Source organism: Candidatus Brachybacter algidus, from assembly GCF_016707225.1.
Lineage (GTDB): Bacteria > Bacteroidota > Bacteroidia > Chitinophagales > Saprospiraceae > Parvibacillus > Parvibacillus algidus.
Genome location: NZ_JADJID010000003.1, coordinates 208,957 through 234,201 on the forward strand (window position 1 = coordinate 208,957; position 25,245 = coordinate 234,201).

The window sequence follows — 25,245 nt, forward strand, 5'->3', positions numbered from 1 at the left end:
AAATAAAAACTGCAAGGTACATAAAATAAAAAAATCCTTAATATAAAAAAAACGATTCTACTATTATTTAACGTTTAAAGAATTACTTTTGCACTCCATAAATAATATATAACAATCATAACATAACATGAGTAAAGTAACCGTAGTTGGCGCAGGAAATGTAGGCGCTACCGTAGCCAATGTGTTGGCACATGATGATTTTGTTAAAGAAATCGTCCTTTTGGACATTAAAGGAGAAATGGCACAGGGAAAAGCATTGGATTCCTGGCAGCAGGCTCCTATCGGTGGCTATTCTTCCTATCTTCGAGGCACTTCAGACTATGCCGAAACAGCTGGATCTGATGTCGTTGTAATCACTGCAGGGCTTCCACGCAAACCTGGAATGAGTCGGGATGACCTTATTTCTACAAATGCAAATATTGTCAATACTGTTACTAAAAATTTACTCCAATATTCCCCGGACGCTATTGTTATTGTCGTTTCCAATCCACTGGATGTGATGACTTACGCTGCTCACAAGACTTCAGGTCTTCCTGCATCAAAGGTGATCGGTATGGCTGGAATTTTGGATACTGCTAGATATCGTGCGTTTCTTGCCGATGAACTAAAAGTTTCTCCAAAAGATATTCAAGCCATTCTGATGGGTGGACATGGAGACACAATGGTGCCACTTCCAAGATATACAACTGTTGGCGGTATACCTGTCACAGAATTGGTAAGCGAAGAAAGATTGAACGCTATTGTGGACAGAACGAAGAAAGGTGGTGGAGAACTAGTTGAACTCATGGGCACTTCAGCTTGGTATGCACCTGGTGCAGCAGCAGCTCAGATGGTAACAGCTATATTGAAAGATGAAAGAAGAATTTTCCCATGCTGTATTAAGGTCGAAGGTCAATATGGCATTGATGGTGTTTATGTAGGTGTTCCTGTGATCCTTGGCAAAAATGGTGTTGAAAAAGTGATAGAACTGGATCTCAATGCTGAAGAAAAAGCATTGCTTGATGCATCTATCGTTGCAGTTAAATCTGTGATGGACGTATATGATGGAATGGGACTATAAGGTAGAAGATAGATACTAGATTCTAGACACTATAATACTATCCACTATAATACTACTTTACTATAATACTATAAAGACCACTCAAATCGGGTGGTCTTTTTTATATAATTTCTTCAATATTTTAATAATCGAATTTCAATAAAATCAAATTTCAATATGGAATCTTATATCGTGCGAAATGCCAGGATCATCAACGAAGGCAATATTACAGAAGGTGATTTGTTGATTAGAAATGGTAGATTTGAAAAGATTGGAGGAATAATTAATGACGACAATTTACCTGAAATAGATTTTAAAGGAAATGTACTCATACCTGGAATTATTGACGACCAGGTACATTTTAGAGAGCCCGGTCTTACTCATAAAGCCAATATAAGAACTGAATCCATGGCTGCAGCAGCAGGTGGTGTAACTTCTTTCATGGAAATGCCTAACACCAATCCACCTGCTACTACCATAGAATTGCTGGAACAGAAATATGCAATAGCTGCTGAAACTAGTGTGGTCAACTATTCCTTTTTTCTGGGCACCACGAATAATAATCTTGACGAATTATTAAAAGCCAACTACAAAGAAATATGTGGTATTAAGATCTTTATGGGTAGTAGTACCGGCAATCTATTAGTAGATAATGAACAAACGCTTGACAAAATTTTTGCCAATGCTCCTGCGCTAATAGCTACTCACTGCGAAGATGAAAAAACAATCCTTGACAATCTTCACAGATACAAAGAAAAGTATGGAGAGAATATTACTCCAGAGATGCATCCCCTTATTAGAAATGCTGAAGGGTGTTATATTTCCTCATCCAAAGCTATATCATTAGCAAAAAAGCATAATACCAGACTTCATATTTTGCATATTAGCACAGCTATTGAAACTGAGTTATTTGAAAATAAAATACCCTTGGCTGAAAAAAGAATCACCTCTGAAGCTTGTGTGCATCATTTGTATTTTAATGACAATGATTATAAAACTTTAGGAAATAAAATAAAATGCAATCCCGCCATCAAAACATCAGTGGATCAATCTGCAGTACTTCAGGCGCTATTAGATAGCAAGATCGATATCATAGCCACTGATCATGCACCTCATACGGAGGAGGAGAAAGCTGCCCCTTATTTAAAAGCACCCTCAGGCCTTCCATTGATCCAACACACTTTCAATATGATGTTATCATTAGTTAATGAAGGAAAAATCAGCGTAACGAAAGTAGTTGAGTTGATGTGTCATGCGCCGGCCATTTGCTTTAAAATTAAGGATCGAGGTTTTATAAGAGAAGGATATATGGCAGATTTTGTACAGGTTGATTTTGATAAAAATACTTTGGTAGATCGAAAAGACCTATTCTATAAATGTGGCTGGTCGCCGCTTGAAGGGGTTAAATTACCCGGAAAAATAGTTGGAACATGGGTCAATGGCACAAAGGTATTTGAATCAGGTAAGATTTGTGCTGCAAATGGAAATAGATTAAAATTCGATCGATAAAGACCATTCTCTGCCGATCTAAAATAATTAAATGTTATTTACTCAAGTTTCGGTAGTCAAATTTTATCTTTTGAAAGATAAATTTAAATTTAAATAAAATGTTAGAAGGTAGATTTTAGATGGCTTTCCGTCAATCACATGGATATTTTTTCTACTAAACTTATTAAAGAAAAAATATGAATCAATTGACTAAGCACCATCTAACATCTAACATCAGCCATCTACCTTTGTTTCTTAACTACCGAAACTTGAGTTATTTATATGAATTACGTCAATTATACTGTCGCGTTTTAGCCAATTAAATATAATACGATGTAATTGAATTAATTGCATGGCATATATTATACTTTCACCCTACCCTTTCTAAAGCCCGAGTGTTGCGAATCTTTTTATTTAATTACTCAAGTTTAGGTAGTCAAATTCTTATCTATTATGAATAAACTTGGATTGTAATATAAAGTTAGATGGTAGAAGCTTGTCAAGCTAAGGTAGGGTAAATCATATATGGACATCCATCAATAGAGATTCCTCGTTTCACTCGGAATGACGCCATAATCTATTTTAGGGGGGATAAGCGGTGGCTAAGCCACCGCTTATCCCCCCTAAAAACGCCGGACACTAATCGTCATTCCGAGCTACGCGAGGAATCTTTAACATCAAATCCCGCAGCTGCGGGACCTTCTTCCTTTGTTTCTTAACTACCGAAACTTGAATTAATTATTTGATGATGAAAAGAATTATTATACGTGAACGAATTTCTAACTTTTATCTTTAAAAATCTGACTTCTGACCACTGACCACTGACCACTGACCTCTGACCACTGACCTCTGACTTCTGACCACTGACTTCTAACCTACTCCTAAACATTAGTATGTATAAACCCCTTCCACGGGAAAATGATCTGAAATAAATCGACCTTGAGGTTTTTCTTGATTCGTTTGAAAGGATAATGTGGTGATATTCGGTCTGATAAATATAAAATCAATTTTAATCGCCGCAGGTTTGTCCTCGATAAATCCATTGAAACTTTTTCCGTCTGACCGATCCTTTTCAATCGCGGCTTCCCTTGAATCGATCATAAAATCCTTAATTATTTCAATAGGAAATGAGCCATCTTCTGTGTTAAAATCGCCTGAAAGAAATACAGGAAATCCTGGAGCGACAAGAGCAATTTTCGACATAATCAGTCTTGCACTTTCTGTTCTAGCTTTGACACCCATGTGATCAAAATGCGTATTAAAAACGTAAAACTCTTTGTTGGATTTATCTTTAAAGCGAGCCCAGGTGCATATCCTCATGCACACAGCATCCCATCCCTTAGTCGGTTTATTGGAGGTTTCTGACAACCAAAATGTGCCTGATTCTTTTACATCTAATTTGTAAGAATTATAAAAAATAGCTGAATATTCTCCCAAAGTCATACCATTATCCCTACCCACACCAACATATTCATAGCCGGGAATAGAATCAAGGTAACTCATTTGATTCGGTAAGGCTTCCTGGACACCAAGCACATCGGGACGCTTTCGTTCGAGATATTCTTTTAAAAGTGGTTTTCTTAGATTCCAATTATTAATCCCATCATCTACAGAAGACAATCGAATATTGAATGAAGTAAGTTTTAGTGTATCAGAAGCAATCGCATTCAATGAAATTACGAAAAAAAACACCAAGGAAATTATTGATAGCCTATTGATCAATTTATCTAATTTTTGATGAATTAATGTACAAAAAAAGTAATTAGTCCGATAATTATCAACACCATTCCAGTAATTCTTTTTTCATTATGCTCTATAAAATCATTATGGGCGATAAAATTACTACCCTTGAATACCAGATAAATCAACAATACAATAGAGAAAACACTGAATAAGCCGTATACTAAAGAAAGTAAAAGAACATTATTTAACCCATATGCACCGGCTGAAAGAAAGAGTGTTTCAACTTCAAGGCATGGAGATAAAAACATAAGCCCAATAAATATGAGGACCCATCTCAATTTGCTTTTTTTGTATGTTTTGACATCATCTTTAGGTGAGTGATGATGATGCGGAATATTTAGCGAGAAATAGATCAATCCAAGAACTATAAGAACTACTGGTGCTATAATATGGATATAAGATTCAAAGGTTTCAGATAATTTAAGTCCTACCATACCCAATACGATGCCTAGAGCTATAGTGCCTAGGACGTGAGCCAATGCTGATGCAAACCCGACAAGCATCAACTCCTTAACCTCCCATTTTTCTGCCTTGGCTACAGCCACCAAAGGCAACCAGTGGTTAGGTATAAGCGCATGAATGATGCTGAGAATAATAGTAGCAGTAAGTAATCCTATCATTAAATCATATTATAAAAGAAAGCAATAAACAAATAATTAACATAAATTATAGAATTATTTTTTCTATAAAATTTTTTATGTGCAATTCTAGAAAAACACCAAATATATACCAAGTAGTGGTAATAAAACGAAACAATATTTTATTTTAACAACTAAATGCATTATTAAATAAATACCCTTTTGTTTCGTTATCTCAAAACAATGTTTACTTTTACACTTTATTAGAAACCTTATTGTTAGTTTTTTATCTACTTAATGTGAATACACACAATCTTATTAAGCATACCGGTTTAGCATTTACGTTTATTTTATCCTCGCTAATCCTTTCTAAACTTCTACCTAACAATTACGATCTCTCAACCAAATACAACAAGAATAACATTGCTTCATTAGGCAGTTTCGACATTAAAACACCAAACCTCAAATTTGGTTTTGTCCTTGATACATTCTCAACAGAAACAATCGAAGTGCAAGAAGGCGAATCTTTGATTACACTGCTTAATAAATATACTACAACTACCACGCAAGCTTACAACATCATAGCAAGTTGTAAAAAATCATTCAATCCAAGGATCATTCACCCTGGAATGCAATTAACGATATTAAGAAATAAGATAACAAATCAACCTGATTTTATAGCTTTTGAACCAGACGTATACAGATATGTCGTGTTTGACATGAATAATCCGGACAATATTAAGGTAGTCAACAAACCAGTCCAAACCAATACTGAGGTAGTTTCTGGTACAATGGAAGGTTCACTTTGGCAGACTATCAAGAAATACGATATGGACACTGACCTGGCCAGTCAAATGGAAGATGCCATGGAGTGCTCTATGGATTTGAGCAGAGCAGGAAAAGGAGATGTTATTAAGTTAGTTTATGAGAAAAACACTATTGAAGGCCAGGAAGTAGATGCTGGAAAGTTACTTGCAGCATATTACAAAGGTCGTCTTGGTGAAAAATATGTTTTCTTTTTTGATAATGGAAAATATAAAGGATATTTTGATCAAGATGGTCGTCCAATGAAGAAATCATATTTAGCTGCACCCTTAAAATACGCTAAAATCACTTCTAAATTTTCACTTTCCAGACTGCATCCTATATTGAATAAGGTAATCCCACATTTTGGCACTGATTATGCAGCCCCTACAGGCACTCCAATAATTGCTGTAAGTGATGGAATTATTGAGGCTATGGGTTATGGTAGTGGAAATGGAAACTTTGTGAAGATCAAACATGACAACACATATGCTACACAATATCTGCACATGAGCAGATTCCCAAGAGGTCAAAAAAGAGGTCAAAAAGTAAAACAAGGTCAAGTGATCGGATATGTTGGAAGCACAGGTCTTGCCACTGGCCCTCATGTATGTTTCAGATTTTGGAAAAATGGCCGCCAGGTCAATCCTAAATCTTGCAAATTGCCTGCACCGAATCCAATCCCGGGAGGAAATTTATCTGAGTTCAAATCTCTTAGAAATGATATGCTCAATAAACTTGCCGCTATCGGCAAACCTATACCAGGAGAAGGTGTTATCAAAAAAGGAGAAGAAGAATTGATCTTATTGAAACCGTAAAAAAGTGGTCAGTGGTCAGTAGTCAGTTGTCAGTAGTCAGTTGTCAGTTGTCAGTGGTCAGTTGTCAGTTGTCAGTTTGTTCCCTCATGAATATGGTTAAAAGAAAATGGAAAATGTTTCCATCTATGTTTACAACTTTTTGAATTATTCCATCCTTAACACCTTCTCCCCTTTTCATTAATCTTTCATAATGTCATCAACTTCGGGGTTCTGAAACAACTCCAATTTATATTTTCTTAATAATGTCAACCCTTCAGGTATTTAGTTTATCACCTCATCACCTCATCACCTGATGACCTGACCACCTTATCACTCATCACCTGACCACTCATCACCCGACCACATAATCACCTGACCACCTGATAATTTAAAACTATATTCTTATTTATTGAATGAATTTAGATTTCTTTTTCTACTTTCACCCTCAATAAATAGTTGAAATAATGATACCTGAAATAAGAAGGCAATACAATTCCCAATTTACACAAGAGAAGTATCAAAATCTTTTAAATTCTGTCAATACAGGGTTTGGTAAAGCTTCCACATTTAGGATCGCAGAAACACCAATATTCATTCCTAACGACTTAAAGGCCCAATTGATCGATGCTTGTGATCAATTATCGAATTATTTACTGACAGATGATTTTAAACTAAACAGTGCTAAATCCTTAAGTAAATTAGGCTTTGAGGTGCCAAATGAAAATAATCATACTACTTTCATTCAATATGATTTCGGCATAACGATAGACAAAAATGGCAACATTATACCCAAATTAATAGAAATGCAGGGATTTCCATCTTTGTATTGTTTTCAAAGTCTGCTTAACGATAGTTACCGCGAAAATTTTGATATACCTCCATCCTTTACGCCGTTTTTAAGTGGTTTGAATAAGCAAACTTATATCGAACACCTTAAAAAGATAATTGTCGGAAAGCATAAACCTGAAAATGTAATTTTGCTTGAAATAGAGCCGGATAAACAAAATACTGCTATAGATTTTTATGGGTGCAGCCAGTTATTAGGAATTAAAGTGTTGGATCTGAATGACCTAAAAAAAGCAGGAAGGGATCTGTATTATTTGGAAGGTGGCAAAAAAATTGCTGTACATAGAATATATAACAGAGTAATTTTCGATGAGTTGGAGCAAAGAACTGACATCACCTCAGAATTTGACTTCAGAGATGACATTGATGTGGAATGGGCTGGCCATCCAAACTGGTTTTTCAAAATCAGTAAATATACAATGCCTTATATTAAAGACAATCCTTATATACCGGATACAAGGTTCTTGAATACTATTACTTCTATTCCTGATGATCTTGAAAATTATGTTTTAAAACCACTATTCTCTTTCTCAGGTGCAGGCGTTAAGTTTCATGTTAAAAAAGAAGATATTGATGCTGTTAAAGATCCTGAAAATTGGATTTTACAAGAGAAAGTGAACTACTTTCCTGCCATTCAAACCCCTGACCCTAATGATCCTGTTAAATTTGAAATTAGAATGATGCATACATGGGCTGAGGATGATAAGTCGCCAATGTTAGTTAACAATTTGATCAGATTAAGTAAAGGTGAAATGGTCGGTGTCAAGTATAATAAAGATAAAGAATGGATCGGAGCGAGCCTAGGTCTGTTTGAGCAATAAAACCTATGTCCGAAATAAATTTTGATATTCACGTAGAAAAACTAATTCCGCAGAGACCTCCTTTTTTGCTGGTAGATAAGATCCTGAGTCATGATGAGCATATTACCGAATCTGTTTTCAGGATAGGTACTGATCATATTCTTATTGAAGATGGCGTACTTTCTGCATATGGTTTGATTGAAAATATGGCGCAGTCTGCAGCATTAAGATCTGGCTACGAGGCCTATAAAAATAACTTGAAGCCCAAAACAGGATTTATTGGTACCATCACCAATTCAAATATTTATTTACTACCTTCAGCAGGTTCCACCATCAGAACGGAAGTCCTACAAACAACTCAAATAATGAATATCATCGTAATTGAATGCAAATGTTTTCAGGATGAAATTCTGTTAGCTGACTGTTCTATGAAGATCGTATTGATGGAAGAACAACCAAATTAGATTATTGTGTCCGGAATAACAGGAAAAACATTAGAATTTAAGCACTTACAAAATATCCGCTTCAGTGAAGTAGATAGCATGGGTATAGTTTGGCATGGCCATTACATCCAATACTTGGAGGAAGCAAGAGAAATGTTTGGAAAAAATTACGGCATTGATTATCTCACAATAGCTGCTAATGGATTTAAAATTCCAATAGTTGATATTGATTGCAAATACAGACGTTCACTGAAATATGGTGATGAAATCGTAACACAAGTTAAGTTTATAGATACTATGGCAGCGAAGATTATTTTCGAATATGAGCTCTACAGAGTTTCTGATGGACAACTAGCAGCTTCAGGGCACACGACTCAGGTATTTATTGACGAAGAGGATCGTTTACAATTAAATTATCCGGAATTCTTTCTTGAATGGAAGAAAAAATGGGGACTTTAAATAAACCTTATTTAATTAAATATTGAAAACTGATATTATTCATTCATGAAAGTATATTGTAGAAGTGGTAGCATTGTAAACAGTCTTGGTTCAGACATCGACCAGCATTGGAATGGGGTACTAGATCAATCAACTACGCTCCAGCCTAAACAATTATTCAATGGATTTGATACATTTGCTTCATATCTCTCTGAGGATCAATGGAGACAATTACAAATTGATCACGGATCTAAATCCAAATGCGCATTAATAAGTATTGAATCTATCAACAAGGCTTTGGAAGGGATTGACATTGACATTACAGATTCAGTCATCATAATTGCTACAACTAAGGGAGATATTCAGGAAATTCCGCAAAGATTATCTAAAAAGAATACCTCTTTTTATCCTTATAATATTGGCATTCAGATAGATAATTATTTTAAAAGCGGAATTCCAACTGTCGTTCTGAGTAATGCTTGCATCTCAGGAAGCCAGGCTATTCAATTGGGAGCATCATATATTAAAAGTGGTAAAGTCCGGAACGCTATCATTTGTGGTGTAGATCTAATCACAGAATTTACAATGTCAGGATTTAATAGCCTAAAAGCATTGAGCGATGAAGCAGCAAGACCTTTTGATCGGGACAGAAAGGGTATATCTCTTGGTGAGGCAGCAGCTACTTTGATATTAAGTGCAGATTCGGGTGCATTTAATGATCAGGCAGATATTGAATTCGACGGCGGAATAGTTACAAATGACGCCAATCACATCAGTGGACCTTCGCGGACCGGAGAAGGCCTTTTCACAGCGTTAAGCCAACTGAGTAAGTCAATCAAGAAAAATCCTGATGCAATTTCACTTCATGGCACCGGAACTATATTTAACGATGATATGGAATCGGTGGCTTTAAACCGAATGGGTTTTGATCATATCGAATGTTTCGGATTGAAAGGCATTTATGGCCATACACTGGGAGCTACTGGAGTGATAGAATCTGTCATTTCACTTTTGGCATTGGCCCACAATATAGTCCCAGCTACTGTCAACTACTCGCATCCTGGAACTGTCGAACAACTTAACATCTTAACCAGTGATACATTAAAGCAATTAAATACGATCTTTAAATGTGCCTCTGGATTTGGTGGAGGTAATTGCGTCTTATCATTTTCCAAAATTGATATATCATGACTTTTACAAATGAAATGATAAAGATTAAAGTCATAAATACTGTCGAACTAGACTTACATGGATCTCAGGAAATCCTTATTGATGATCTGACAACAATCTATAAATCATTAGATATTTTTTATCCCAAATTTTATAAGATGAATCATCTCTGTAAACTTGGATTTGTCGGCGTCGAAGATCTATTATCGGGTCATGAAGTTTTCATCAATTCTATTCCAAAGGACCGTATTGCAACTATATTTGTGAATCATTCTTCATCAATAACTTCGGACTTTCCACATGCTAACAGTTTGGAAAAGAAAGGAGCGATTCAAAGTCCTGCAGAGTTTGTATACACCCTTCCTAATATACTCAATGGAGAGTTGGCCATCAGAAATGGCTGGTCAGGGTATAATGCATTCTATTTAAAAAGCAATTTTGATGCAGCATTTTTGAAGGAACAATTACAATTAGCTGCATTATCCCAACCTATTGATGCTTGTATATTGGGCTATGTTGAAACAAATCTGGAAGAAAATTATTATTCTTATAGACTTGAATTGGTATCATTGATCTGAGACCAAGGATGATTAATTAATTCAATTAGACAATAACTATTACCTTTGCCCTCTCAAAATCTAATAATTTATAATATAGTGATGCAGGATTTGATCTTAGAATTAAAAGAGAAATTAATTGAACAATTAAATTTAAAGCACCTCACTCCTGAGCAGATCGAGGATGATGCTATGCTTTTCGGAGCCGGTCTAGGCTTAGATTCAATCGACGCTCTTGAGATCATCGTGCTACTGGACAATGATTATGGCATCAAATTCAAAGATCAGGATGAAGCTCGTGAAGTATTTTCATCTGTAAGATCTATCGCAGAGTATATTTCTAAGACCAGAATGAATGTCCCGTCATAAGATTGTAGTTACCGGCATGGGCATTTTCACGAGTCTTGGCAAAGGCGTGGATGCTAATCATGCGAGTTTACAAAATAATAAAGGTGGCATTACAGATATTTCGATCCTCAAAACAAAGCACAGCGGCATTCTTCCTTGTGGTGAAATAAAACAAACTAATAAAGAACTCCAAGAATCAACAAAATTTAAAGCTGATTCAAAAATTCCTCGTTCAGTGCTAATTAGTATTCCGCCTATCGACGAATGTCTGAAAATGGGAGGTCTTTCACATGAAAAACAAATCGATTTTTACTATGCAACTACTGTAGGAGGCATAGATATTTCTGAGGATTTACTTTTGGAAAAAAGTAATGGAAAAGAGATCAATCACAATGATTTTAGATATCATGATTGCGGAGCGAATACTGATCTGATCGCAGATTATTTCCAACTCCAAGGAAATAAATTTACGATATCTACTGCTTGTTCATCTGCTGCCAATGCCATAGGTAGAGCAGCTGAGTCGTTGAAAGAAGGTAATTGCCAGTATGCTTTAGCAGGAGGATCTGATGCACTTTGCAGATTTACACTCAATGGATTTAATTCACTAATGATTCTGGACAAGGAATTGTGTCGTCCTTTGGATGAAAGCCGTAAGGGACTCAATTTGGGTGAAGGTGCAGCTTATCTACTTCTTGAGACAGAAGAAAATGCGATTTCAAGGGGTGCTGAAATATTGGGTTTCGTCGCAGGCTACAGCAACACCAATGACTCTCATCATCAAACGGCTAGTTCAGAAGAAGGTATTGGTGCATATCTTGCTATCACACAAGCTATTGAAAATGCTGGAATAGCTCCTTCAGATATCAGCTACATCAATGCACATGGAACAGGGACTTTGAATAACGATTTATCGGAAGGCAATGCAATTGAGAGGGTATTTGAAAATGTACCAGATATTGCTTCTACTAAGTCTTTTACAGGGCATACACTGGCGGCTTCAGGTGCTATTGAAGCAGTATTTTCCCTTTTGGCAATTCTTAATCAGGAAGTTTACCCAACACTTAGATATCAGGAAAAAATTCAAAGTCATAACTTTGCTTCTTTCTCTTTGACAAAACAAAAACCAGTCAATTACGTACTTTCAAATGCCTTTGGATTCGGTGGCAACTGCTCAGCATTGATCTTCAGTAAATAAATAAATTTTGGCAATCAAATTTGTTCTTTTCAAAGATAAATTTAGCTAATCAACATTAAAAGAAAAACTATGATTCAATTCACTAAATACCATCTAACATCTAAAATTAGCCTTCTACCATTATTTAATACCGCAACTCAATTAAATATTTACAACGCTTGAATATCTATATAAAAAGCCATTTCAGTATTTCATCCTTGGTAGATGATTTTAATTACTTAGAGCATGATGTACCCTTTTCTGATTATGCCGTCATCGAACCGGATTATGAAGAATTACTTGATGTCAGGTCAATGCGCCGCCTCAGCAAGATCTTAAAAATGGGTGTTTTTTCAGCACTCAGGTGTCTGAAAAAGATAAATTCAAATGAATTGGACGGCATTATCACAGGGACAGGACTGGGATGTACCGCAGACACATTGGCTTTTCTTGAGAATATGATTTCCAGAGAAGAACACTTATTGACTCCTACAGCTTTTATTCAATCTACGCACAATACGCTATCAGGAACGTTGGGCATCATGCTCAAAAATCATGGATATAACATGACCTGGTCTCAGCGATATTTTTCTTTCTACAAGGCATTGGAAGATGGTATATCTCGCATCAGACAAAACAGTGGTCAACAATATCTGATCGTAGGTGCTGATGAAATGCCTGACAAAGTCGAATCTATTATTGATGGTATGAGTGAATGCGGTGATCAAGTGTGGACGGAAGGTGCAGCATCTTTTATCATTAGCAAAAACGGACAAGTAGGTGATATACAGATAATTGATGCTTCAATCAAAAAAACTGCCGGCTTAAAATTAGATAAATACAATACTCAGAATACTTTTCTAGTCAACGCCAATCCTAATTTAGAAAATAGTATTACTTCTTTATCTGGTATTAATATTTCACGTCTTCTTGGAAATATTTTTGTCAATGATGCAATCGCGTTGGCTTTTGCTTGTAAGTTATTTGTTGAAAACAAGTTCGATTTCAACTATAATCGAGTTGTTTGCTTTGGAGGTGATGCCACAAATACGTCCATCATAATTATCGAAAAGAAACAATAGATGTGGTGGTTTATACTCGGCTTTATATTACTTTTTCTGGTCTTCATGACCTATGCGGTCTTTGCTATCCGTGCCGGAATATTCATAAAAGGAATTTGTGACCATAAAGGGACCGAAGCACTTTTTACTTTTGACGATGGCCCCCACCCTATTTATACACCACAAGTACTAGATATTCTCAGGGTAAATAATATAAAGGCAATTTTTTTCTGTATTGGTAAAAACGTTGAGAAATATCCCGAACTCACCCGTCAAATTATCGCTGAAGGACACCAAATCGGCAATCATACTTTCAACCATGATGTATCAGGGACTTTTGCCGACTCAAAGAAATATATTCTCGAGATCACCTCTACTAATGACATCATAGAAAAGGTTACAGGAATTAAGCCAATATTTTTTCGCCCCCCTTTTGGTGTTACCAATCCTTCTATAGCGAAAGCCGTCATCAAAAGTGGTATGCAATTGATGGCATGGAATCTGCGTACTTTTGATACTGTCGCAAAAGATCCTTCAGCTATTGTGAAGAAATTACAGAATTCCATCAGACCTTCTTCTATCATCCTGATGCATGATACGAATCCTCAGTGTGTGGAAGCGCTGACTTTATTTTTTCCGTTGGTTAAAACCAACGGCAATTGAACGCGAAGTTCATGCTGATTTACTATTAAAGAAAATTGTAAATAAATTATTTATTCAACCCACTCCGGGGTTGGTAGTTTGCTTCTTCACCCCGGGTTTTACCCGGGGCTATTATTGTTTAACCCCTACCGGGGTTTTCAGGATTTCGATCATCTTAATTATTTCTTCACTATCAACAATTATACATCACATGCTGATCATAGCCATCATGAGAATCTGCGTTCCTTTAACCCTCTGGTTAAAACCAAAGGCTCATCTTGAAAAAATCATACCGAGATCTTGAACATCATGAGAATCTGAGTTCACACCTTCATCCATCTTACAAAAATCTCAATCCGAATACCTTTCATCCTTCACCCAATTCATCTTATCCATACACTCCGCCTCCAGCGAAGGAAATCCAAAGTCCTCCACGATCCTGCCCTTGATGATGTAACAACCGCGTCCCCGATATGGCGACCTTTCCACCGCTTTAGGAAAATGTACCGTGTCAAAGAAGGCACCCTCCTCATCTACCCAGGTATAGAAATACATCATGGTCTTATTAACAGTACGGACGGGTTTGTACGCCACATAATAACCGACCATGGTCACTTTTTTGCCTGTATAAGCCGACATTTGGTCCACCTTAATATGATTGGGAATTTCATCTTCCACCAAAGAAAACGGTGAACACAGCGGAAATCCAAGCAGCTCCCATTCATTGAAGGCCTGCGCATGTTGTAGATTGGGCATAGGTGGCAATGTGTGTGGCACGTGCTCTGATTCGAATAGGCAGGTTAAGCCTACGGATTGTTGCTGGACAGGATTATAGACCGCATATTTATCCCACATCAACTCAAAATTATTCATGCCGGTAAACCTGAATGCGCCGATTTTAATCAGCAGATCCAATTGTTTACTTTCTATTTTCACCCGGTTGACAAAGTCCTCCAGACTGTGATAATCACCTTCCAATTCTCTTTGAAAGACAATATCCTGAATGACCTTATGTTGCAATTCTTTGATCAGGCCCAGACCAATATACACATCAATACCATGGACACAGGTGAGGCTATTACTCATATTGACACATGGAGGATGTACCGTGGCGCCACTCATACGCGCTTCATGTACGTATAGCTCCGTCGTATAAAATCCACCAAAGTTATTGATGACGGCCACCATGAATTCTATGGGATAATAAGTCTTGAGATACAGACTCTGAAAAGATTCCACCGCATAGCTCGCCGAGTGTGCCTTACAAAATGAATATCCGCTGAAACTCTCGATCTGTCGCCACACTTCTTCCGCCAATTCCCTGCTGTAGCCACGCTCTGAACAATTTTTAAAATACTTGTCCATCAGCTTGTAAAAAGTATCGGAGTTCTTCTTTTTGCCCGTCATAATACGTCGCAACACATCAGATTCATCCAGTCCCAGCCCCGCAAAATAATGCACGATCTTCATTACATCTTCCTGATAGACCATGACACCAAAGGTTTCGCTCAGATGCTTTTCGAATACCGGATGCAGGTAGACGATCTTGTCCACATTGTGCGATCGCTGGATATACTCCCGCATCATGCCAGACTTGGCCACGCCCGGACGGATGATGGAGCTGGCAGCCACGAGATGGATATAATTGTCACATTTTAACTTACTTATGAGGCCGCGCATGGCAGGCGATTCTATATAAAAACAACCGATACACCTGCCCGAACGCAACTTATCCCGAACACCTTCATCGATTTTAATCCTTTCGATGTCGTGTACATCTACGAGCCTGTTTTGATTGCGACCAATGATGTCTATGGCCTCCTTGATGTGTCCAAGTCCTCGTTGACTCAGTATATCGTACTTATGCAGGTGTAAGTCTTCACCGCCATACATATCGAAGTGCGTCACATGAAAACCCTTTGGCATTAGTTTCAGAGCAGTATGTTCGTATAGCGGTTTTTCACTGATTAGGATGCCTCCCGCATGAATAGAAAGGTAATTCGGAAAACCTTCCATCATCTTTCCATACTTGAATATATGTGCTGCGAAGGGATGATGTTTGTCAGAAGCGAAAGGTTCATCCACGATGAGGTCGATTTCTTTGGCGGGCAGTCCGACCACTTTACCAAGTTCACGGATGATGGACTTGCCTTTGAAAGTGTTGTAGGTAGCCAGCAGTGCGGTATGTTCCCGGCCATATCTTTTAAAAATATAATCTGTCACATCGTCCCGTTCATCCCAGGAGAAGTCGATGTCGAAATCCGGCGGGGAGGTCCTGTGTGGGTTGATAAATCTTTCAAAATACAGATCGAGTTCGAGGGGATCCACATCCGTGATGCCCATGCAGTATGCCACGATAGAATTGGCGCCACTACCCCGCCCTACATGAAAGTAACCTGCTGAACGGGCATATTTTATGATGTCCCAGGTGATGAGAAAATAGGCGCAAAAGCCGAGTTCGAGGATGACCTTTAGTTCGGAATTTACTCTTTGTACAGCCTTGGCATTGTTGTGATACCTTCTGGACAAGCCACTCTTTGCGAGTTTAGTGAGCAATACCTGATCATCGGCTTCTGAAGCAGTAAATGCCTTACGATTATTGTCGTTGTGGGCGAGCATCGTGATGGAACAGTCATCTATGATGGCCTCTGTATTGGCAATGATGGCAGGAAAATTTTCAAAAGCCTTTCTGACGGCTGCTTCTGTCATGGGCACTTCCGTCTTCGGCGCATGATCCCTCTTTTCAAGTTTGGTGAGCAGAATGTTGAGGTCGATGCAGCGCAGCAGTTTATGTACTTTCCAACCGTCTTCATCCGCAAAGGTAAGGGGCGCAAAGGCCAAGAGCCTGTCCATATGTTTGCGGAGGGGCGAAGCGTATAATGTATTCACTTCCTCCGGGCGTATGCCGTAAAACTCGTCCGAACGGAAGGTGGTGATCTCTTTCGGGAAGGTCCTGTATATAAAATAAGTATCGGGGATCTCCGGAGCGCATGCCGGCAGTTCAATATCATCGATGGAAGATTCTGAAAGCAAGCGGCAGAGACCCGCCCAGCCATTGACATTTCTGGCGATCCCGATGTACAACAACTTGTTATCCCGACGAAACTCTATACCCAGAATCGGTTTGACACCATTTTTCTCACATGCCTGAATAAACTGAAAGGCGCACGAAGTATTGTTGATATCCGTCATGGCCAAAGCTTTAATACCTTGACTCACAGCGATATCAGCGAGTTTCTCCGGGGACAGCGTCCCATACCGAAGACTAAACCATGAATGTGCGTTCAGAAACATGGTACAAATATGACGATTATTTCGTCAAATTAGACGATTTATTCGTCATTATTTTAAAAAGACGAGAAGTACACCAGTGATAAGTGCAGCAGTTGACTAGTGATGAGTGCACCAGTTTGAACAGAATAATCTTTTTACGTAAAAAGCTAAAGACCAAAGCGCAGCGACCTAAATACAAAGTACACCAGATTGCACTGGATAATCTTTCTTACCTGACAAGCCAAAGAATAAAATAACAGAAATATGTTAATAAAAGAATTTGCCCTGCAGGGACAGGTCGCGACGTGTCCTTACAGTGCAAATTCTTTTATCTTGGAAACTCTTGTTCTTAATATTGCTCATCATTAAAGTACTACCTAATGCGCCAGAGCAAAGCGCAGGGATCTAATTAAATTGTACCAGTAGCGAGTGCCCCAATTTCCACTGAATAATTTTTTTACGTAAAAACCTAAAGACCAAATTAACAGAAATATGTTAATAAAAGACGGTAGGGACAGGTCTTGCACTTTAACATTGCTCAGCATGAGACCAAACACCAACGCACAGAGATCATAAAGACAAAGGCGCAGCGACCTAAATACGAAGTGCCCCAGTTTATGCTAGCTTATTTGATTTACTTAGAAAGCTATAGATCAATTTAACAGAAATATGTTGATAAAATTAGTTTCACTGTAAGGACAGGTCGCGACCTATCCCTACAGTGAAACTAATTTTATCTCGGGAACCCGTGTTCTTTTTTACATAAAAGGCAAATGGACCAACGCGCTATTAAAGCCCAAGGCGCAACGACCAAAGCAGTAAGTGAACTAGTGACAAATACACCAGTTTCCAATAATTAATCTTTTTTACGTAAAAAGCTAAAGACCAAAGCGCAGCGACCCAAAGCCTAAAGCGCAGCGACCTAAAGACCAAAGCACAGCGAACTAAAGTCAAAAGCGAAGCGAACTAAAAATAAAGTGCAACAGTTAACCAGTGGTGAGTGGAACAGTTAACCAGTGGTGAGTGCTCCAGTTTCCACTGAATAATCTTCTTTAAGTAACGAGCTAATACTCTAAATTGCTAATGCGCTAACACGCCAGCGCGCTACTTCTCCTCTACTTTCGCAAGATCCATCTTACAGACAGGACAGATACCCATCACCTCATATGTTTTGCCTTTTTCACAATCCATAGGACATTGATAGACTACTTTTTCTGCAACTTCCATAGAAGTCGTGTCAGTAGTAGTTGTAGTAGTAACTTCTACTTGTTCAGTGGTTTCTGTTTTTGTTTCTTTAGGACCGCAAGCCGTAAATGTGCCGATAAAAAGTCCCAGGGTAATAATTAAAATTGATTTAGACATTTGAATTGATTTAAGTTAAATGAAAGAAATTCCCACAAATATAACAATCTAAGGATGAAAAGGAGATATTATTGGGAATTGTAGTTTAGTAAGAATTATTATAATCTGTATGATTCATATTGCATTCAAAGTAAGATAGGGCTTTGAGTAAATCGCTGACTAGAATATAGATAATGAACTGAAAATTGATATACTATGCTGTTAGTGAAAATGTAAATGTTCCGAATATGTTTCTGCGCTGAATATAAATCAAAAAAAGGGTTCCGAAGCCCAAGCCTCAAAACCCTTTCAAATTCCAGTGGAGAATACCGGGCTCGAACCGACGACCTCTTGCCTGCCAGGCAGTACATCATACTTATTATGTTTTTGTGTTATATGTTATAACTCATATCCACTATTGATTATAAGCAATCCCACTTAGCGTTATTTATTGTTATTTAGTTTTATTTATATATTTTGTATGCAAATAGTATGCAAATGACTTATCTTTGAAAAGTAAATGCTATCCTATGAATAACAACTGTACAATTACTATTTTTCTTGATACAAGAAGAGAGAAGGCAAATGGCAAGTACCCAGTAAAATTAAGGGTATTTACCCAGCATCCACGTATACAAAAGCTTTATCCAACCAAGTATGATCTAAGTAAGATTGAGTTTGAGAGAACCTGGAATACGCAGAGACCCAGAAATGAAGACAAATCTACTAAACTTGAACTACAGGCTATCTTAAGTAGAGCTCAAAGCATTGCAAAAGATCTTCCAACCTTTAGCTTTGAAATATTTGAGAAAAAACTTTCCATGAGAAAGGGTGATGAGGCTAATGTTGCTTTTCTCTATCAAGAGTCAATTGAAAAACTCAGAAAACGAGGCCAGATTGGGACTTCTAATAATTATGCATTTGCGAAAAGATCTCTTGAGATATTTCAAAATGACGGAAGGAGCCATGCTTTTGGAAAACTCTCATTAATTGATATCAATAAAGATTGGCTGGAGGATTATGAAATCTTTATGAGAAAAAGAGGAAAGAGCTCTACTACTATCTCAATGTACCTTAGAACATTCCGAACAATTTATAATGAAGCTATAGAGGCTGGGAGCATTCCAAGGGATTATTACCCTTTTGGAAAATCTAAATATCAACCACCATCAGCAACGAAAGTTAAAAAGGCCCTTTCCAAGGAAGATATGAAAACGCTTTGGTTATCTGAACCTTCAACACCGGAACAGATTAAAGCTAAAGATTTTTGGTTCCTTTCATATCTTTTAAATGGTATGAACTTTAAGGACATAGCTAATTTAAAATATAAGGATATTCAAATTGACAAAATTGTATTCATCAGAGCGAAAACCATAAAAACTTCTAAGACAAATATAAAACCCATAACAGTGTATCTACATGAAGATGCTTTTACTATTATTAATAAATACGGAAGTCAAGAAAAAAAACCGGATAGCTATGTTTTCGATATAATTAAACCCGGTAGCGATCCAATATCAAAGAATTCATCTATCAAAAATTTTATTAAATATGTCAATCAGCATATTAAGAAGCTATGTATTGCGAATGGCCTTTCAGGCGAAGTTTCAACATATTGGGCAAGACATACATTTGCAACTTTAGCAATCCGAAAGGGTGCGACTTTAGAGTTTATCCAGGAAAGCCTTGGTCATGGACACTTAAAAACTACACAGGGATATTTCGCTGGGTTCGACAATGAAGCAAAAAAAGAATTCGCAATGGATATTATGAACTTCAAATAATTTAAGCATCATGACGATAATAACAAGACACGGGTTAACAATTAACAAATTTACCTGTGATGTAAAGAAAAATGGGTTTAAGTATGGATATTTCTCTGAAGATGAAGACTATATTAAATTTTTTCGCCGTTTAGATAAAACCTATAAATTTTACATTCTTAACTATCAAAATTCTAAAACCATAGAAAGCTATCTCAGCAAGATAAAACTTTCACTTTGGCACAAACATTATTTTCTAAGTTGTTTTTAGATTACATTGAAAATGAAACAGATCACACGTCCTATAATTCTGAAGGGTATGATGCATACAGGGAAGTCGAAATATTATTTTATAAAATCGAAATTCATTTAGATAAAGAGAATTTTGATTTCGATGATCATACTACAGATTTTGACAAGCGGGTTAAAAGGCATATTAAAATATTGCCAACACTTCAACAACAATTATATAAGTTACATGAATTCATAAATGAATTTCAAAAGTTGTTACCAGGTCAGGAATATGCAACTTTAATTAGTAAATGTAAAGAAGAAGTGAAGTTTATTGAGTTTCAGATTGATCAATTAAATGGATTTCGTTCTTCAAACATTAAAGAAATTGACTCTGTGGTGGATACTCCAAAAATAAAAATCGTTACTGACGTAAAGTATACAATTTCTGACATTTACATTAATCCAGAACATTCATCATTATTTTTTAGAGTATTGCAAAACATGAATGAATCCATTATTGATGATAAAAATAATTATATATACAATGGGTCTAAAGGCATAATTAAAGTTATTTACAGAACATTTGTAACAATTCAACCTATTTTCAAGAATAGACTGCCTAAAAAGACATTAATACGCTATTTCAATGATACTTTGGTAGGAATCAATCTTACAGCTAATGGAAGTGAATTATCTAAATTTTATAGTAGATTGAATTATAATGAGTTAGAAACAGAGATGTTAACTTTATTTTCTATTTATTCTTCCGAAGAAAGCAAAAGAAAGTAAAGAAAGTTAGTTGTTGTGTCTTTGTATTGTTAAAATAAATATAGCAATGGAAAACACAAAAATTGAAAATACTTTAGTAATAGAGTCAACAGATAATTTAAAAAAACTTATCATTGATTGTGTTACTGTATGTCTTAAGGCACATGATTCTCATAGGGCAAATACCTCCAACCAAGAAGAGTATATCAATATTACAGAGGCAGCAAAGGTTCTATCCTTATCAATACATACGATATATGGCCTGGTTAACAAAAATATTTTACCTTATAATAAAAGAGGACGGAGGCTTTATTTCTCTAGGGTAGAGCTAACCAATTGGATAAAAGAAGGAAGGAGAAAAACCAAGGTCGAGTTGGAGGAATATTTCCAAAATAAATTTGCAAAAAATAAGGCTAAATCATGAGTAAACACGATCAAGCCTTAATATCTTCTGGCGAAGAACAAGGCAAATTTAATGAAAATAGCACGGAGTTAATTAAGATTGAACCCGTTTTTATTGATTTAAATAATCCGGAACCATTTATAAATGAAATTGAAGAATTATTTGTCCCTGGAAACACAATACCGCATAACAAAATCTTGGAGCAACTGATTAGCCAAATTGAGCCATTGGATTTTGAGGCACTTGCATTTCCCGTCGTTCATGACCTAAGAAAGCAAAAAGCTGAATTGGAGGAAAAGCTTATCAATTCTGATGGCATGCCAAATGCAACTGACAACTTCGAAAAAGATAGAAGTTTACTGAATACTATTAATAAACAATTAGAAAAAATAAAGCTCGGCCCTCCTCATTATATAATTCTATCAATTGAAAATATCCTAGAGATTGCTGGAGACAATAAATGGGGACTATGTAAGAACCAATCATTTATTTATTTATTCAATGGAGCATATTGGTCAAATCTAGATAAGGATATTTTACAGAAGTTTATTGGTGAAGCTGCAGAGGCTATGGGGGTCAATAAATATGATGCACGTTACTTTCAATTTAAAGATCTACTTTATAAACAATTTCTTGCTACAGCTCATTTGCCAGCTCCTGAATGTAATAATGATTTAGTTATGATTAACATGCTTAATGGTACCTTTGAAATAAGTAATAAACAAACTCAATTAAGACACTTTAATCAAGCCGACTTTATTACATATCAGTTACCTTTCAAATATGATTCTGAATCAAAAGCACCCCTTTATGAGCATTATCTTAATCATGTGCTTCCGGATAAAGCCAGTCAAGATGTCCTTGCTGAATTTATAGGGTACTTATTTGTAAAACATGGCAGTAATTCACTAAAAGAAGAAAAGGCATTGATATTGTATGGTTCAGGGGCCAATGGTAAATCGGTCTTCTTCGAAATTATTAATGCAATGTTAGGCAGTGAAAATGTTAGTTCATATTCACTACAAAGCCTTACTGCCAGGGAGGGATATTACAGGGCAAAATTAGCAAATGTACTGGTCAACTACGCTAGTGAGATAAATGGGAACTTAGAAACATCTATTTTCAAACAGTTAGTATCTGGGGAACCAGTAGAAGCTCGTCTGCCATATGGACAACCTTTTATGTTAACTCAATATGCAAAATTGATATTTAATTGTAATGAATTGCCGAAAGATGTTGAGCATACGGCCGCATACTTTAGAAGATTCCTGATTATACCTTTTGACGTAACTATTCCAGAGGCGGAGCAGGATAAAAGCTTACATACAAAAATCATAGGAAATGAGCTTTCTGGAGTTTTCAACTGGGCATTGGAAGGTCTAAGGAGATTATTATTACAAAAAAAGTTTACTTATTGCGATGCAGCTCATAAGGCATTGGAACAATATAAGCTTGAGAGTAATAGCGTTAAACTATTTTTAAAAGAACACGAATATGAGCCAGATCCCAAAAATTCTCGACTCGTAAAAGACTTGTATGATGAGTACAAATACTTTTGCATTGAGAGTGGGCTCCTATACTTTAAAAGGATAAATTTCACAAAGCAACTCAGAGCCTCAGGGATACAACAGGGCAGGGAGGGCGGTACGGGAAAAAATATTGCTTATTTAACCCGGGTCCCCCAAAATTTTTAAGTATTAAATATTTTCTCTAAACCTTCACATTTTTCACATCTTTCACATTTTAGGATATGAGTTACAAATATATTCTCGAACCAACAAGTAAAAAGCACGTCTGCCCGTCTTGTAATAAAAAGAGATTTGTGAGGTACATTAATATTAATGCAAAAGAGTATCTGCCAGAAATGTATGGGCGCTGTGACCGTGAAGCAAACTGCTCATATCACATAAATCCCTATACAACCGGATTTGAAGGAGAAAAAACGAATGTATTCTCAAAATTACGAACCCCTGACATCGATATTCAAATAACATTTGAAGGTCCATCTAAGCTGGATTGCAAACAAGTTATGTTCACTGAAATTGAAACTTTTCCCGATGGTAGAACAGGATTGCCAATCAACTACTATTCAATATTTGGTTTGACAGATAGACTAAACAAATTTAGAAAAGCAGAAAACAATAAACACACCAACCCTGCTATACTTAAGGGGGTATATAGAGAAGGCACCAGCGGTGAATTCTGTATTAATCCGATACCACTATTATTCTTTGACCTTGATGTCAAAGAAAATGAAAATCAAACTTTACTTAATAAGGCAGTTAATGATTCTGTCTTCCAAATTTTAATGGAGATATCTCTCTTGAGCTGGAAGTCTAATAGTGGCAAAGGAATAGCCGGGCTGCTATATGTCCCTCAGCTAGGCACAATAACACATAATGAAAAGGAAAGGCATTTAAAATATGCTTATGCCATCTATAGAAAGATCGAACAATATGTATATAAGTATACAAGTATTCTTATAAAGCTTGACAACCAGCAGGGCAAGTTTAGGCAAATAAGATACCTGGCTGAGCAAGATACTGTTAGACACATAAACAAAGAATTTCGCACCATTTCAATCGAACAGATAAAATCGAAAAGATCCTATATTCCTTATGAAGTACTAAATGATACATTAAAAAGTGAATATTATAACCAGAACCATTTTATTCAAAATTTACTTTCAAATGTAAAATTCCCCCTTGAAACTAAAGATATTGAAAAAGTGATATCGCAATATTACCTGGGTACTTTTCTGGACCAATATATGGTGGGCGCTGCAACCTTTCCATTCATTGATGGGTCCAATAAGATCAGAGCCGTACAAGTCAAAAAGTTTGACAAATCTAACCACACAATTGCAACTGATTATTTACATTCTCTATTAAAAAAAGGATATAATAAGAGTAATGAAGCCTATCCCTCTTGGTTACTCAAGTATGATAAAAATGAGAAAGTTATATCCTGTTTGTTCGGTGAACACCTTTTATCTAAATATCCAAATAACCCGGTGGCTATCGTGGAGGCTCCCAAGACAGCGATTTATGGAACTTTATATTATGGATTTCCGGAAAGCCCTGAAGATCTAATTTGGTTAGCAGTTTATAACAAAAGTAGTATCAAGTATGATAAACTCAAAGTTTTGAAAGGTAGGGAAGTTTTAATCTTTCCGGATCTCTCGAGAGATGGGAGTACTTTTATTGAATGGCAACAAAAGATCAAAAAAATGAAAATCAAAATGTCAGGCACTCGTTTCATTTTCTCTAAGCTTTTGGAAAAATGGGCTCCAGCTGAGGACAGACTGGAAGGCTTCGACATTGCGGATTACCTGATCCAAATGGATTGGCGTTCCTTCAGGAGTCATGGTAAAAGGAAAAAAGCTCTCACTACAATTAGTATGAGTTGTGAAGAATGTGAAAAAAGTGAAGAATCCAACAACACATTTTTATTAATCAAAGTTCATCGACAATTGAAACAATTAAAGTCGAGAAAATAGGGATTGAGGAGAATGGGAATATTCCACCGCAAC

Annotated in this window: 21 protein-coding genes; 17 read left to right on the forward strand and 4 right to left on the reverse strand. The window is 36.6% G+C overall.

Translation table 11 applies throughout. From position 1 onward, the window contains the following. The first annotated feature begins 127 nt into the window (after positions 1-127). Positions 128-1,060 (forward strand): malate dehydrogenase, encoded by a 933-nt coding sequence (mdh, locus tag IPI15_RS10750; protein ID WP_287401596.1) that lies wholly within the window; start codon positions 128-130, stop codon positions 1,058-1,060. Positions 1,061-1,216: 156 nt separating this feature from the next. Continuing rightward, positions 1,217-2,548: a dihydroorotase gene (locus tag IPI15_RS10755; protein WP_287420263.1), complete on the forward strand. Its 1,332-nt coding sequence runs from the start codon at positions 1,217-1,219 to the stop codon at positions 2,546-2,548. A gap of 867 nt (positions 2,549-3,415) precedes the next feature. On the opposite strand, the gene IPI15_RS10760 is transcribed toward IPI15_RS10755, so the two are convergent. Together IPI15_RS10760 and IPI15_RS10765 are read right to left on the reverse strand one after the other, a co-directional pair. Continuing rightward, positions 3,416-4,249: an endonuclease/exonuclease/phosphatase family protein gene (locus IPI15_RS10760; RefSeq protein WP_287420265.1), complete on the reverse strand. Its 834-nt coding sequence runs from the start codon at positions 4,247-4,249 to the stop codon at positions 3,416-3,418. Between the two features lie 20 nt (positions 4,250-4,269). Continuing rightward, entirely contained in the window at positions 4,270-4,890 is a 621-nt protein-coding gene (locus IPI15_RS10765; RefSeq protein ID WP_287420267.1) for a hypothetical protein, read from the reverse strand. A 257-nt stretch (positions 4,891-5,147) separates the two neighbouring features. On the opposite strand from IPI15_RS10765, the gene IPI15_RS10770 reads away from it, so the two are divergent. The 10 genes from IPI15_RS10770 to IPI15_RS10815 all read left to right on the forward strand — a co-directional run bounded on the left by IPI15_RS10770 (position 5,148) and on the right by IPI15_RS10815 (position 13,952). Then, the gene (locus IPI15_RS10770) at positions 5,148-6,470 is read left to right on the forward strand and encodes a M23 family metallopeptidase (protein WP_287420268.1); all 1,323 of its coding nucleotides are present in this window, start codon (positions 5,148-5,150) and stop codon (positions 6,468-6,470) included. A gap of 443 nt (positions 6,471-6,913) precedes the next feature. Next, complete coding sequence (locus IPI15_RS10775) at positions 6,914-8,116, forward strand: hypothetical protein (RefSeq protein WP_287420270.1); 1,203 nt, start codon at positions 6,914-6,916, stop codon at positions 8,114-8,116. 5 nt (positions 8,117-8,121) lie between these two features. Beyond that, positions 8,122-8,559, forward strand: coding sequence for a hotdog family protein (locus IPI15_RS10780; protein WP_287420272.1), 438 nt, complete (start codon positions 8,122-8,124; stop codon positions 8,557-8,559). 6 nt (positions 8,560-8,565) lie between these two features. Continuing rightward, on the forward strand, positions 8,566-8,997 hold the full coding sequence (locus IPI15_RS10785) for an acyl-CoA thioesterase (protein ID WP_287420276.1): 432 nt from the start codon (positions 8,566-8,568) through the stop codon (positions 8,995-8,997). A 45-nt stretch (positions 8,998-9,042) separates the two neighbouring features. Then, on the forward strand, positions 9,043-10,167 hold the full coding sequence (locus IPI15_RS10790) for a beta-ketoacyl synthase N-terminal-like domain-containing protein (RefSeq protein WP_287420278.1): 1,125 nt from the start codon (positions 9,043-9,045) through the stop codon (positions 10,165-10,167). Continuing rightward, positions 10,164-10,724 carry a hypothetical protein gene (locus IPI15_RS10795; protein WP_287420280.1) on the forward strand — a complete coding sequence of 187 codons (561 nt, stop codon included), beginning with the start codon at positions 10,164-10,166 and terminating at the stop codon, positions 10,722-10,724. Before IPI15_RS10790 ends, IPI15_RS10795 begins: the two co-directional genes overlap by 4 nt. An 81-nt stretch (positions 10,725-10,805) precedes the next feature. Further along, on the forward strand, positions 10,806-11,072 hold the full coding sequence (locus tag IPI15_RS10800; RefSeq protein WP_287420281.1) for a phosphopantetheine-binding protein: 267 nt from the start codon (positions 10,806-10,808) through the stop codon (positions 11,070-11,072). Continuing rightward, positions 11,059-12,249, forward strand: coding sequence for a beta-ketoacyl-[acyl-carrier-protein] synthase family protein (locus tag IPI15_RS10805; RefSeq protein ID WP_287420282.1), 1,191 nt, complete (start codon positions 11,059-11,061; stop codon positions 12,247-12,249). The genes IPI15_RS10800 and IPI15_RS10805 overlap by 14 nt, the downstream gene beginning before the upstream one ends. A 158-nt stretch (positions 12,250-12,407) precedes the next feature. Continuing rightward, positions 12,408-13,310, forward strand: coding sequence for a beta-ketoacyl synthase chain length factor (locus IPI15_RS10810; RefSeq protein ID WP_287420284.1), 903 nt, complete (start codon positions 12,408-12,410; stop codon positions 13,308-13,310). After that, positions 13,311-13,952: a polysaccharide deacetylase family protein gene (locus IPI15_RS10815; protein WP_287420286.1), complete on the forward strand. Its 642-nt coding sequence runs from the start codon at positions 13,311-13,313 to the stop codon at positions 13,950-13,952. It abuts the gene before it with no gap. 330 nt (positions 13,953-14,282) lie between these two features. Here the strand turns inward: IPI15_RS10815 and IPI15_RS10820 are convergent, their stop codons facing one another. Continuing rightward, positions 14,283-17,225 carry a DNA polymerase III subunit alpha gene (locus IPI15_RS10820; RefSeq protein WP_287420288.1) on the reverse strand — a complete coding sequence of 981 codons (2,943 nt, stop codon included), beginning with the start codon at positions 17,223-17,225 and terminating at the stop codon, positions 14,283-14,285. A gap of 1,083 nt (positions 17,226-18,308) precedes the next feature. Further along, positions 18,309-18,566: a heavy metal-binding domain-containing protein gene (locus IPI15_RS10825; protein WP_287420290.1), complete on the reverse strand. Its 258-nt coding sequence runs from the start codon at positions 18,564-18,566 to the stop codon at positions 18,309-18,311. Positions 18,567-19,075: 509 nt separating this feature from the next. On the opposite strand from IPI15_RS10825, the gene IPI15_RS10830 reads away from it, so the two are divergent. From IPI15_RS10830 to IPI15_RS10850, 5 genes are all read left to right on the forward strand, one after another. Next, complete coding sequence (locus tag IPI15_RS10830) at positions 19,076-20,329, forward strand: tyrosine-type recombinase/integrase (protein ID WP_287420291.1); 1,254 nt, start codon at positions 19,076-19,078, stop codon at positions 20,327-20,329. Positions 20,330-20,545: 216 nt separating this feature from the next. Beyond that, positions 20,546-21,331, forward strand: a complete 786-nt coding sequence (locus tag IPI15_RS10835) for a hypothetical protein (protein ID WP_287420293.1) — start codon at positions 20,546-20,548, stop codon at positions 21,329-21,331. A 46-nt stretch (positions 21,332-21,377) separates the two neighbouring features. Further along, positions 21,378-21,734, forward strand: a complete 357-nt coding sequence (locus IPI15_RS10840; RefSeq protein WP_287420294.1) for a helix-turn-helix domain-containing protein — start codon at positions 21,378-21,380, stop codon at positions 21,732-21,734. Further along, positions 21,731-23,407, forward strand: coding sequence for a DNA primase family protein (locus IPI15_RS10845; RefSeq protein WP_287420296.1), 1,677 nt, complete (start codon positions 21,731-21,733; stop codon positions 23,405-23,407). The genes IPI15_RS10840 and IPI15_RS10845 overlap by 4 nt, the downstream gene beginning before the upstream one ends. A 56-nt stretch (positions 23,408-23,463) precedes the next feature. Continuing rightward, positions 23,464-25,212, forward strand: a complete 1,749-nt coding sequence (locus IPI15_RS10850) for a DUF6371 domain-containing protein (RefSeq protein ID WP_287420298.1) — start codon at positions 23,464-23,466, stop codon at positions 25,210-25,212. Positions 25,213-25,245: the final 33 nt, after the last annotated feature.